The organism is Paenibacillus sp. FW126-R14, assembly GCF_058789495.1.
Window position 1 is genome coordinate 40596 of the sequence record NZ_JBYTBS010000029.1, and the last position, 12927, is coordinate 53522.

The following is a 12927-nucleotide window of genomic DNA, read 5'->3' on the forward strand; positions in this document are numbered from 1 at the left end:
TGTAAAAATCGCTATCCACACTAATGTCCATCCTGCTCCAGCACCTGCATGACCGCTTGTGTGTCTACTGCCAGATGAATGCCGTTCATTGTGCGTAGAGAGCCGGAAAGAATCCCGGCCGCATACCCGAACGAATCCAACAAAGGCCCGCCGGACATACCGCTCACCAGCTGCGAAGATACTAAGATGCGATCTCTTCCGTTAATCGGGGCGCGAGGTGCGTTCACGATGCCTTCCGTAATAATTGGGGTATCCTTTATGGGATAACCGATGGCAAATACTTTCTCTCCGTGCTTCACGGCTTTCGTCCGCAGAGGTATAAACGGAAAGGGCCGCTCGGTCCCCGAAGTGTCTGTTAGAGGCGACAGCTTCAGCACCGCTGTATCCTGCAGATCGCTTTCTGCAACAGATCGGCATGGTACAACGGTAGCGTCGTTCAGCACGCATTCGATGCTGCCCGCCTCCTTTACTACATGATAAGCAGTCAGTGCCGTACCTTCCGAACGGATTAAAAAACCGGTACCCACATCTTTAAGCGTTCCGTCGGAACGAAATACCCGGACATAAAATATTGCTTGCTCCACAGAGACATATAGGCTTTCCCCGTCATGTTTGTCCGGAGGGTCCGCTTGCGTAATGGAAAACCCGCCAAGAAACAGGAACATTGCCAAGAGCGCCAATATCGCCGCTCTGCCAGTTCGTTTCATTTCGACATCTCCTTTATGACTTTAGTCGTAGGACTTCCCTATGATACCTGACCTATTATACAAAAGGGCTCTCTCAAAATTCTCACAAAAAGTCGAAATTTGTTATTTTGATGATGGAGAATTAGTTAAGTGAAATGAAGGTGAGGATGGTGATCAGGGGATATCTTAGCTGGAAAGATGAGGGGAGCAGGTTTTTTTCCAAAAAAACATATTTGGCTGGCGCGCTATGTAAACTAAAAAGAGTGTCCTCTAAGTCATGGAAATGACTGGGGACACCCGCTCATACTTTCTTTTGCTCAACAACTTTCTCCTGCCATGAACTTCTCCGCTTGAAATCCATCTACTGGAAATCCTTCCTCCAAGGATTGCAGATAAAATTCACCAATACTATATTTCATGTCAATGTAAATCTCATTAATACTGACATCATCACTTTCCCATAGTTCATGCTACTCGAAATGCCAGTCCTTTACTTCTATCCACGGGCTGTTTTTATCCTCTCGTTCGAATGCTGCTCCGTAGTCATTTTTGAAAATAGAGATTAGAGTTGGGTCTTTTTCACATAGATAATAGACATCAAAGATTTTTATGTTGGAAGGATCATTGTTATATTCTTCGGTTTCTGTTCCTTCGAACAATCTCCATCCACTGTCATCGTTCCGGTCTGTTTGCTCGCGATATAACCAACGAATTGTCCATCCCGCTTCCAAACACTTGTTTGATACTAAAGCCTTTTCTTCCCCAATTTCTAACCAGTTCGGATCGCCTTCTTTAATAAATACACTAGCAATATTCTTCGGTTCAAACTCAATTATTTCTCCCGCGTTGAGCGAATTAATATAAAGGGGCTGATTAGTTAATATTCCAAGGTATTTTTTACTAGATAACTTCCTACCAGTTATCTCAACCCACATTCTCTCTGCTCGAGGACTATCTCCTTCTTGATGGCATAAAATAAAATGTAATTTTACTATATCGCCTATTTTTTGATTATTCCTTTTTTTTGCAGAAGGAATATAAAAAGAATCGGGATACAGGCGATTCGTATTTTCAATATCCTCTAGAGTCCAGTCCTTCATAAATTCGATAGTCCCCTTAACGTTTTTTTAAGAGAATTCTACAGTTTTACTTCATTATCCTGCCCATCCTACTCTTTCGTTTAATAGCAAAAAGAGACCCACAGCAACGGGCTGAAGGTCTTAGTTTTTATTAAGCTCTCGATTCCCGACAGTTCAACGCCTTCGCGCCCATATTTGAAACGCAACTTGATCAAGTCGTTCCTTAATCAATATCGATTCTTTATATTTCGCAGGAATTCCTTCATAACCATAGTAGATGCCAGCTAAACCACCGGCAATAGCGCCGATCGTATCTGAATCTCCACCCAAATTTGCCGCCTTTTGAACAACCTCACTGAAATCCGATGAAACCAACAGAATGTGTAACACCCAACGAAACGTATGTACAACAAAGCCACTTGATTCACAATTCGGCAAAGATTTTATGGAATTCTCATACTCGGTACCTGTTACTTCGCACAAGATAGCATCTTTCATTTCTTCGCCCTGAAGAAGACGGTAAGCAATTCGATTATAGATGACACATGCTTCATTACATCTCTCATCGTAGTGCGTCATCTTCGAATGCATCCTTGATATCTTTTCAATGCTAGTCAAATCGGTATACGCCAGCGCTATTGGCAAACATCGCATTAAAGAGCCATTTCCAGCACTTTGACCCAGATCCATATCGGTAAGGAAGGCTGCTTCAAACCAATTATCCTTGAAATTCTCGAATACGTGACGAATCGTGTTTCCAATGTCCTTGGGCCTGGAATGATACCATTCCATAAAGCGACGGCCAATTGGCCCCAATGGTTCCAGCGGGTTTTCAAGGATGCCCTCAGCTACACAAAGCGTCATCATGGTATCATCTGTTACTTCTCCCGGCTCCAACTGCCAAACTCCACCACCAACAATATCCGTCAAATAGCCGTAATAGAGTTGGATCTCCTTGGGTGTCATAAATTCAGTTGTTCCTCCCAAAGCATCCCCGACAGCGACACCATACAATCCGCCTTTGATTCTATCGTGCAATCGTTCATCTTTCATAAAAACCACGCTCCTCCCCTTGTCTGAGGCCATTTTTCCACAGCTATCGTAACCGTAGCTACAATCCCATCAAATCTTTTTCAAAAGCATGCAAGCACTTGCTCTCTTTAGATTTGTCCAATACCGCAAAGCGGATTTCCGAAAACAGGAATCCCAAGCCTTCATCCAACAAAAGTTCCCGCCACCACCTGGCCACCTTCACCGGATCGTTCCGAAATACTCCGCATCCGTATGCACCTAATATGAGGTTCTTATCGCCTTTTTTGGCGAATATCGCCAAGGCCAGTCGCATTCGGTCTTTCATCAAGCGTTCCGCCTCCATGGGGTCTTCTCCTTTGAGCAGAACCTGCCCAAAGTTCACGGCGGGCAGCGTCAAAACAGAAGCAGTCACCGGTCGCTCTAAAAGTCCAAACTGCTCGTTACGGAAAAACACCACGTCCGGCGAATAGATGGCGTAATCTGTGTACATCATCGATTCACAAGCTCGATTCGCTTTATAATAGCTTTCATTACGCAGCTGCGTTTCATATAATCCACTGGATACCGCTAAACTTTCTTCCTGAGCCATCGCTCCGTTTAAAAACCCTCCTCCAGGATTTTTGGCGCTGGCGAAGTTTAGTACGCCGATGCGCTCTTTTCTTGCCTCTGCAAAATCCAAAATCGCCTTCACTGTAGACTCGTTAGCAACAGAACAGGCGGCGGTTTGCGGCAGTCTTAAAAGGCCATCAGTTCCTTTAACCAACACCTTTCCCTGTTCCGGCGTAATCAACTCGCTATTCTCCTCAGAGTGCTTTTGCTCAGTGGCGAATTCAACCCGGTTCCCATTATATTCATAAAAGCCCTGCCGCTGAATCCTCAAAGATTCCTCTGCAATTACTTTTCGGCTCATAGTCTTTCCTCCCCCTATTTCCTGTTTGACGAACACCCCTCGACTTTAATCCCGCAGCAGCAAGTCCCGCACCTCTGTCAGCGCGAATCCGAGCAAATTCCTGCCACGCCATTTAACGGGATTCTCCACTTCCGGATTGGATTGACTCATGCCGATCCCCCAAATGCAATCCCTCGGGCTGCTTTCTACGATAATCCGGTTTTTCGTCGACATGAGATAGTCGCCAAGCTTCGCATTCTGCGAAAACTTAGCGAAGCTTCCTCTTTTGACGATCTCATAGCATTCGTTGTCCCAAGTATCCTTGTCAAAGTTTCTAACTGCTCGCCCGTAACTTTTCATCTCCTTTGGATGCTTGGATTTAAGGATCGCATCCAACATTTCGATATCTCCGAACAATCTTGCCTTTTCGGCCATCATAAACTGCTCAGCACAAGAATACTCAGTCCCCTCCACCTCAAACGGACTCATCCACCATTGACTGAAGCAGCTTTTATCTATGCCGCCATCATTTGGAGGCGTATGGCCCCAGAAAAACACAAATTTAAACGATTGGCCCGCGTTGTAAGCTTTTCTTAAACCCTCAATATTGTATATCATCGATACCCCTCCATATTTCTCCGATACAAACGCGAAGGACGGTGTCCCGCATTTTCAGTGTAATGATCGGTCTCCTCCACGAGTTCATCTACTTTACGCCGAAAAGCAGCCTTCAGCAGTTCTTTATCCAAAATCACTTCATAAACCTGCTGCAGCTCTGTCAAGGTAAAAAGCCTCGGCATTAGATGCAGCGCAATATCGGTATAATTCACTTTCCCCCGTAGTCGCTCAATGGCGCAGGCTATTATTTTGGCATGATCGAAAGCCAGCCCGTTATTGAAAACGATGGAGTATGCTGTTGACGTAGAGCTCTGTTTGGCCGTCACCGTCCGTTCCACGACCGCTGTCAGCTCTTCTTCTTGGCTGCTTAGCTTGAGCTCGTATTCGAACGTTTTTACATATCCTTCCTCATTAAGCTCTTTCCGTTCCCGAAGAAGCCGATAGGAAGCCTTGAACCAAGCAGCGTCGGAAGCGTCATCGCCTGCTTTCAGCTGGATTTGATCGCTGTTAATCAAAGCCATGTAGCTGCAGCTCATCACCCAGGTACGGGGGTCCCGCCCAATATCGCTGAAGGTGTACAGCTGCTCCAAATAAACTTCAGCCACCCCCGTTTCCTCGCGCAGTTCTCTCGCGGCTGCCTGTTCCGTCGTCTCGCCAGGTCGGACAAAACCGCCCGGAAGTGCCCATTTGCCCAAGAACGGGTGCCCTCCCCGGCGTATGAGGAGTATTCGCAGCTCTTTTTCCGGAAGCTTACGGTAACTGTCCGCCTCCGTGTTCGTTACAGTGAAAATGACCATATCTGCAGCCACAGATGGCCGCTCGTAATCTCCGGCCCGGTAATGCTCCATAAATTCGCGTTCTGTAAGGCCATCGCGATCCAACAAATCCAACGGTTTTGCCTCCCTTAACCGACCAGTAATCCAGCACGTATCTTAGTAATACTTTGATAATAACATTTTGTTACTATTAAAATCAATAAAAAAAATGATTTTCATTTTAAACGCAAATACCCATATATATAAAACAAACCGGAACTCCAACGGAGTCCCGGTTCCATAATTGCACCTATCCAACCTGATTCAAATTGTCCTACAGAATATCACCGCTCTAAGCCCAAACGGCTTAGCCATGCACTACCGTCTGATTCCGCTTCGTATAGCGGTTTTCCGGCACCGGCAACCCCAGATTTCCCCTTAGCGTATCCGCTTCATACTCTTCGCGGAACAGACCGCGCTCCTGCAGAACCGGCACTACCAGTTCAACGAAGTCCTCGAGGCCTTGCGGCGTGGCATTGCCAACAATGAAGCCGTCTGCCCCGCCCTCTTCAAACCAAGCTTGCAGCTTATCAGCTATTACTTCTGGCGTTCCCAGGAATGTCGGCTTAGGCGTTGCCACGCGGAGAGCTACTTGGCGAAGCGTCAGTCCTTCAGCTTTGGCCCATGCTTTCATTTTGTCCGTAGCGCTTTGGAAGCTATTGCGGCCAAGTTCACCCAACTCCGGGAACGGCTCATCCAGCGGATATTGGGAGAAGTCGTGATGCTCGTAAAAGCGGCCGAGGAAGTCAAGTGCTTTCTCGATCGATGTGAGGCTGGCGATTTCCTCATATTTTCTTTCCGCTTCTTCTTGGGTACGGCCAACGATCGGCCCTATGCCCGGCAGTATGACGATTTCATCGGGATTGCGCCCCAATGCCGCTGCACGTCCTTTTACGTCCGCATAATAGCGCTTGGCATCCTCCAAAGTCTCCTGACCGGTGAAAATGGCATTCGCCACTTTGGCGGCAAAATTTTTCCCGTCCTCCGACGCACCTGCCTGGAAAATAACCGGCTGCCCTTGCTTGGAGCGAGCCACATTCAGTGGACCTTTGACAGAGAAAAACTCACCTTTATGATTCAAAGTGTGAAGCTTCGCCGGATCGAAGAATACGCCCTTTTCTTTATCACGCACAAAAGCATCATCTTCCCAGGAATCCCAAAGTCCTGTTGTAACTTCCAAGTATTCATTAGCAATCCGGTATCGCTCAGCATGAGCCGGATGCTGGTCTTCCCTCTTGCCATAGTTGAGCGCAGAGCCTTCCAAGGGAGACGTCACCACATTCCACCCCGCTCGGCCTCCGCTAATTAAATCCAGGGAGCCGAATTGCCGGGCAACCGTAAAAGGCTCGCTATAGGAAGTTGACAAAGTCCCTACCAGACCGATTTTGGAGCTAATTCCGGCCAACGCGCTCAGTATGGTGAGAGGTTCAAACCGATTTAGAAAATGAGGAATGGATTTCTCCGTAATATACAGACCGTCTGCAATGAAAACGAAATCGAACTTGCCTTCTTCTGCTTTCTGCGTCCATTTCTTATACAGCTCAAAATTCACGCTAGCGTTTGTAATAGCATCGGGATGTCTCCATCCGGATATATTTCCTCCAACGCCGTGCAGCATGGCACCTAACTTCAATTTTTTCTTGCTCATATCTCTTTCCTCCTAAGACTTTATGTGATTAAAACGCGATAGCGAAAAGGTATTCAGTTCCGCTGTGTTTGTCACTTGTTGAATAAGATCGGCGAGCAGCGAACCGACAGCACTTGCGAATTTGAATCCATGCCCCGAAAACCCGCCGGCCAATATAACATTCGCATAAAACGGATGACGGTCAATGATGAAATGCTCATCGGGAGTTAACTCGTATTTGCAGACTGCTCCTCGCAACAGCTCGCCTGTTGACTGAGGCAGGTAAGCGGATAACGTGCGGCGCAGATCACCTTCATCCTCTTCGAGGTAGCCGAACGGCGATGCCTGCTCCCCAGGAACCCAAGGTATTCCCCCGTCATGGCGGCCGATTTTGATACCGGCGCCGTTAATGCTGGGAAAACCGTAGTACCCTCCCTCTTCCGTTTCAAGCGTAAATCCCGGAAAAACGCCCGCATCGTAAAGATTGAGCTTAGTCCGAAACCAACCCACCGTTTTGCGAACAGCCCGTATCGGCAGTGTGACGAAAGGTTCTAAATTCTTGAACCAGGCTCCGGCCGTTATAATCAATTGATCCGCTGAAAACACTCCAGCGCGCGTACGCACACGGATACCTGATCCATCCGCCTGAATATGCTGAACCGGATTATAAGGCAGCAGCATGGCTCCTTCGGCCAATGCCAACTTACGGTAAGCGGCGATACATTGCTCGCTATATAAATATCCGGCATTCGGCTCATACATCGCTTCATAAGATTCAGGCAGCACGATCCCTGGCCAACGCCGGTGAACCTCGGCTGCATTCAACATTTCCACTTGCACCCCTGCCTCATCGCAACCAGGCAATCTGCTTGTGAATTTGCCCGCAGATTGATCGGCCATATTGAGTACGCCGGAGCGAACAAGCAGCTTTTGGCCGCTGGCCGTTTCGAGCTCCCTCCATAAGCGGTCGGCGTCCAACGCCAAGTTCATATAGGACCTGCCTCCGCTGTAAGCATGACGGATTAGCCGAGGCTCTCCATGATGGCTTCCATGTTCGTGCGGAGGATCAAACGAATCGATCATCAAGGTGCGGATTCCCCGCTTAGCCAAATAATAGCCTGCGCTCATGCCCATGGATCCGGCTCCGACAACGATGACTTCAAACGAATTTTTCATCCCTGACCTCCTCCAAGACTGCCGCTTCGATTCGCCAGAAAAAATTGCAGAATCTCCGATTGCTCGCTATTCAAACTGATCAAATTTGTCTGCAGAGCGACGCTTGCTGCCCCAGCTAAATCTACGGGATATAGAAGCTGCTCGCGCACTTCCTTATAGACGCACAGACCCGGGAGGAAGCAGAGACCGGCCTTATTCAATACGAGCTTCTTGGCAGTCTCTGCGTTATCGGTTTGAATTTCAATGGCCGGAGGTTTATCCAAACTTTGAAACAGCCTGTGAATTCGAAGCCAATCCAGCGAGCCGCATTCAAAAAAAACGAAGGGCTGATCGACGATCAAATCAAGAGGCACTTCTTTTTGCCCTACGAGAGGATGGTCCGCATAAGCGTATAAACGAATAGGGTCTTCGTAATATTTGACCGAATGCAAATTGGGATGGCTGACATTGCGGACGAAACCGATATCGAGCTCTTTGTTCAGAACTTTAGCCATAATTTCGTCGGTCGTCGCTGTGGTCAATTTGATTTGAAGTCCCGGAAACTGATGTTTCAGCTTAGGAAGCAATTCCGGCAGCATATAGTTGGAAGCGGACACGGTGCAGCCCAGTCGAAGCTCTTGCGGATCCGTCCGCTGGCGCTGTATGTGCTGCCTGCCTTTCTGATACACTTGCAGCAGCTGCTGCGCATAAGGTAAAAACTGCCTGCCCTTCTCCGTCAGCTGCACTTGCTTACCCAAACGGTCGAACAGCCGAATGTCCAGCTCGCGTTCGAGCGATTGAATCCGGGCCGTAACCGAGGGTTGTGACAGGAACAAAACTTCCGCCACTTTATTAAAACTGCCATAGTGATACACATAAACAAACGCCTCAATATTCTCAATATTCATACGCGGTACCCCAGATCCTAATAGAATAAGATAAGTCAGAAACCAAGCACAAAAAGACCTCCGAACACTTCATCTGACCATAGGTAGATGAAGGCTTCACAGGTCTCCGGCTGACCGGTTGACAGCTATTGAATTATCCTATACTTTACCGAGTATTACCAAGTATGTCAATCGGAATTTATACATTTAAACCAGAGGATCGTGGCAAGCCACGAAATGCTCTTGGCCTACTTCGCGGAATTGCGGTTCTTCCGCAGCACATCTTGCGGTCGCAGCAGGGCACCTTGTGCGGAATCTGCAACCACTCGGGGGACTAGCCGGTGACGGAATTTCTCCCTCAATCGCTTTGAACGAGCGCTGCCCCAGCGGATCGGCAACCGGGATCGAAGCCACTAGCGCTCTTGTATACGGGTGCGCCGGATGGCGGAACAACTGCTCGCTGGGCGCAATTTCAATCAGCTTGCCCAAATACATGACACCGATACGGTCAGACACATAACGGACAACATGCAAGCCATGACCGATAAACAGCATCGTAAGATCAAGCTGTTTGCGCAGCTCTTGCAGCAGATTAATAATCTGCGCTTGAACGGATACATCGAGAGCCGAAACCGCTTCGTCCGCCAGTAAGAATTTCGGCCCCAGAGCGATCGCTCTCGCAATGCCGATACGCTGGCGTTGCCCGCCTGAAAACTCATGCGGATAGCGGTCATAAACACTTGGATCAAGTCCCACAAGGCGCAGCAATGTCTCGATGGATTCTCTCTTTTCCTTGCCCTTCCGTACACCATGCACCGCAAACGGTTCGCCGATAATATCCCCTACCATCCATCGGGGATCGACGGAGCCGTGAGGATCTTGGAAGATCATCTGCATATCCTTCCGTTGTTGGCGTAAAAGGGAGCCTGACAATGCGCCCAGGTCTTGATTTTCAAATAAGACCGTACCGGAGGTAGGTTTCTCCAAATGAAGCAGCATTCGCCCAAGCGTCGACTTGCCGCTGCCCGATTCGCCGACCAGACCGAACGTTTCGCCTTTTCGAATCGTGAAGGATACATCTTCGACAGCTTGAATCCACTTCCGATCCCTTGAAAGGAAAGAGCTTTTCAACGGATAATGCTTCGTTACATGACGCAGCTCAATAAGCGGTCCATCCTCCCGCTTGGAGTTAACCTCTTCAAGAACAGAACGCTCGCGAACTTCAACTTCAGGAACTTGTTCCGCTGCATGGGCATCTTGCAGTTCCGGCAGGTGATCAGCATACCAGCAAGCCGATTGACGGCCGCCTCTATCTTCCAGCGCCGGAGCCTCCCTGGTGCACAATTCTGTCACAAAGGCGCAGCGGGGATGAAAACGGCATCCGGATGGGAGACTGTTCATACCGGGTATCGAACCGGGGATTGCATAGAGGGGCTGAGCGCGATCGCTGTCTAGCGTTGCAATAGAGCGCAGCAGCCCGAGCGTATACGGATGCCGTGGCCGGGCGAATAAATCCACAACTGCCGACTGCTCGACGATTTGACCGGCATACATAACGATGATTCGGTCCGCCATCTCTGCCGCAACCCCAAGATCGTGGGTGATCAGCAGGATGGACATGTTATACTCACTCCTCAGCTCTTGCAGGAGCTGCAAAATTTGCGCCTGAATCGTCACGTCCAGAGCGGTTGTCGGTTCGTCTGCAATCAGCAGCTCCGGTTTGCCGCTTAGAGCCATCGCGATCATAGCTCGCTGCAGCATCCCTCCAGACAGCTCTCCTGGATACTGCTTAAGCCGAAGCTCCGGCTCCGGGATGCCTACCCGCTGAAGCAGCCGGACAGCTTCCTCCTCTGCCTCTCGGGCAGTAATATGACGATCATGGCGTCTAATGGTCTCCGTAATTTGGCTGCCAATTGTAAAAACAGGATCAAAAGCCGCCATTGGCTCTTGAAAGACCATCGCAATTCTTTTCCCCCGCAGGGAACGCAGCTTTTGCAGTGGAAGCGCCGTGACATCGACATCGCCGAGCTTGATCGTACCGGAGGTAATCTCCCCGTTCTCATGTTCAATTAAGCGCATGATCGCTTTGGAGGTCACGGACTTTCCGCTTCCTGACTCCCCGACCAAACAAACAATTTCACCGGACTGAATGGAGAAACTTATCTCGCTGACAGCCTGCACGACATTCCGATTCGTTGCAAATTGTACGCCAAGCCGGTCTACGGATAGTAATGCACTCATCCTCTACGCCCTCCTATGACTGCCGTTTCTTGGGATCAAGCGCATCGCGCAGTTCATCGCCGATTACATTGACGGACAGGACGAACAACGTTATGGCCAACCCCGGAAACGTGCAAATCCACCATGCTACCGTCAAGTAGCCCCTGCCTTGAGATAGCAGCGCCCCCCAATCAGGAATTTCTTTTAATACGCCAAGCCCCAGAAAACTAAGACCGGACCCGGTCAGTATCGCTGTTCCGACGCCTATAGCCGCCATAACGAGCAGCGGAGAAAGAGAATTCGGCAGAACATGCTTCATAAACAAAGAAAGCTGTGTAGCCCCGATCGAGCGGGAAGCGGTAATGAACGGCCGATTTTTGACGCTGAGAATTTGCCCGCGCATGACACGGGCATAGTTAGGAACTGCCGCCAAAGCAACAGCGAGTACAATATTCCAAAGCCCAGGGCCGAGTGCCGCAGCAATCGCGAGCGCCAGCAATACGCCGGGAACCGTCATGACGATATCATTGAGCCGCATCAGTATACGGTCCGTCCATCCTCCGAAATATCCCGCACATGCGCCGATCAGCCCTCCCAGCAGTCCGCCTACAAGAACAGAAGCAAAACCGATGAACAGCGACTCCCGGGCGCCATACACAATAAGACTGAACACATCCCGGCCAAAATAGTCCGTCCCGAGCAAATGAGCCGCTTCGGGAGCACGCAAAATCTGATCCGTTTGCATGTCGGTCGGCAAATAAGGCGCAATCCATTGCGGCACTATGGCACAGATCATCAGAAATACAACGACAACCGTTGACGCATACAGGATGAAACGTGAAGAGCTCAGTTTCAGTTTCTTGCGGTGAATGGTCAGGCCGTTTTGTTTCACCCGCCACAAAGGTTTCGCAGTGACGACTTCCCTCATCCTAGGCAACCTCCTTTAAAGCTTTCGTTAGAAAACTGATTTGGTAAGCATAAACTTAAGTTTGGAATCGTCTGACCCGGGGATCGATATAGGCGTACGAGATGTCGACAAGTAAATTCACCAGGACGTAAACGATTGCGGAGAATAAAATTACGCCCTGCACTACCGGCAGATCCTTCGCCATAATCGCGTCTGCAATAATTCTGCCGACGCCTTGCCGGGAAAATACCGTCTCAATGACAACCGTGCCGGCGAGCATCTCGCCGACTAGAATGCCCAGCATGGTAACTGCCGGGATTAATGCGTTGCGCAGCGCATGGCGGTACATCACCGAGCGCTCCAGCAAGCCCTTGGCTCGCAGCGTAGTAATGAATGCTTCCCCGAGCACTTCCAGCATGGAATTTCTAACCATTCGGACGATAAAGCCCGCTCCCAGCATACCTAATGTAACGGCTGGGAGAACCAGCGTTTGCCAGCCGTTAGAGCCAAGAGCCGGCAGCCATCCAAGGGAAACGGAGAATATCAAGATAAGCAAAATTCCTGACCAGAAGGTCGGCATGGAAATGCCGAACAACCCGACAATTCTGGCGATGATATCGATCGGTTTGTTGCGATGAATCGCCGATAACACGCCCAGCACGAGCCCGACGGTAATCGACACCAGCGAAGCCGCAGCCGTTAGCGCCAATGTCGCTGGGAAATGCGTCATAATTTTGGGCAGCACAGGCTCTGAGTTCAGTAACGAATTGCCGAAATCCAAGACAAGAACGTGGCTGAAATAGGTCGTAAACTGCTCGGCAAACGGCCGGTCTACCCCAAGCTGATGGCGCAAATTCACAATGGCTTCAGGACTCATTGTGCTCGGATCGATCATATTCATCACAACATCACCGGGCAGTACATACAAAACGCAAAACACCAAGATGGAAGAACCGAGAATAACGCCTAAAGAGCTGACAAAACGGATCGCTAATGCCTTTACCACCCGAAC

The 12927-nt window shown here is 49.3% G+C and carries 12 protein-coding genes; all 12 read right to left on the reverse strand.

Features of this window, described 5'->3' with window-relative positions:
* Positions 1-20 precede the first annotated feature (20 nt).
* Entirely contained in the window at positions 21-707 is a 687-nt protein-coding gene (locus AC3WRW_RS18545) for a S1 family peptidase (RefSeq protein ID WP_492547786.1), read from the reverse strand.
* A gap of 449 nt (positions 708-1156) precedes the next feature.
* The gene (locus tag AC3WRW_RS18550) at positions 1157-1786 is read right to left on the reverse strand and encodes a DUF2185 domain-containing protein (RefSeq protein ID WP_492547787.1); all 630 of its coding nucleotides are present in this window, start codon (positions 1784-1786) and stop codon (positions 1157-1159) included.
* Between the two features lie 153 nt (positions 1787-1939).
* A complete protein-coding gene (locus AC3WRW_RS18555; RefSeq protein WP_492547788.1) occupies positions 1940-2818 on the reverse strand; it encodes an ADP-ribosylglycohydrolase family protein in 879 nt (292 codons plus the stop codon).
* Positions 2819-2876: 58 nt separating this feature from the next.
* The gene (locus AC3WRW_RS18560; RefSeq protein WP_492547789.1) at positions 2877-3707 is read right to left on the reverse strand and encodes a TIGR02452 family protein; all 831 of its coding nucleotides are present in this window, start codon (positions 3705-3707) and stop codon (positions 2877-2879) included.
* Between the two features lie 45 nt (positions 3708-3752).
* The gene (gene ybiA / locus AC3WRW_RS18565) at positions 3753-4304 is read right to left on the reverse strand and encodes a riboflavin biosynthesis intermediates N-glycosidase (RefSeq protein WP_492547790.1); all 552 of its coding nucleotides are present in this window, start codon (positions 4302-4304) and stop codon (positions 3753-3755) included.
* The gene (locus AC3WRW_RS18570) at positions 4301-5194 is read right to left on the reverse strand and encodes an NUDIX domain-containing protein (RefSeq protein WP_492547791.1); all 894 of its coding nucleotides are present in this window, start codon (positions 5192-5194) and stop codon (positions 4301-4303) included. Before AC3WRW_RS18570 ends, ybiA begins: the two co-directional genes overlap by 4 nt.
* 232 nt (positions 5195-5426) lie before the next feature.
* A complete protein-coding gene (locus tag AC3WRW_RS18575; protein ID WP_492547792.1) occupies positions 5427-6767 on the reverse strand; it encodes an LLM class flavin-dependent oxidoreductase in 1341 nt (446 codons plus the stop codon).
* 12 nt (positions 6768-6779) lie between these two features.
* Positions 6780-7922, reverse strand: coding sequence for an N-methyl-L-tryptophan oxidase (gene solA, locus AC3WRW_RS18580; protein ID WP_492547793.1), 1143 nt, complete (start codon positions 7920-7922; stop codon positions 6780-6782).
* Positions 7919-8809 (reverse strand): LysR substrate-binding domain-containing protein, encoded by an 891-nt coding sequence (locus tag AC3WRW_RS18585; protein ID WP_492547794.1) that lies wholly within the window; start codon positions 8807-8809, stop codon positions 7919-7921. The genes solA and AC3WRW_RS18585 overlap by 4 nt, the downstream gene beginning before the upstream one ends.
* Positions 8810-8995: 186 nt before the next feature.
* Positions 8996-11029 (reverse strand): ABC transporter ATP-binding protein, encoded by a 2034-nt coding sequence (locus AC3WRW_RS18590; RefSeq protein ID WP_492547795.1) that lies wholly within the window; start codon positions 11027-11029, stop codon positions 8996-8998.
* Positions 11030-11042: 13 nt separating this feature from the next.
* The gene (locus AC3WRW_RS18595) at positions 11043-11936 is read right to left on the reverse strand and encodes an ABC transporter permease (RefSeq protein WP_492547796.1); all 894 of its coding nucleotides are present in this window, start codon (positions 11934-11936) and stop codon (positions 11043-11045) included.
* A gap of 55 nt (positions 11937-11991) precedes the next feature.
* Complete coding sequence (locus tag AC3WRW_RS18600) at positions 11992-12921, reverse strand: ABC transporter permease (protein ID WP_492547797.1); 930 nt, start codon at positions 12919-12921, stop codon at positions 11992-11994.
* Positions 12922-12927: the final 6 nt, after the last annotated feature.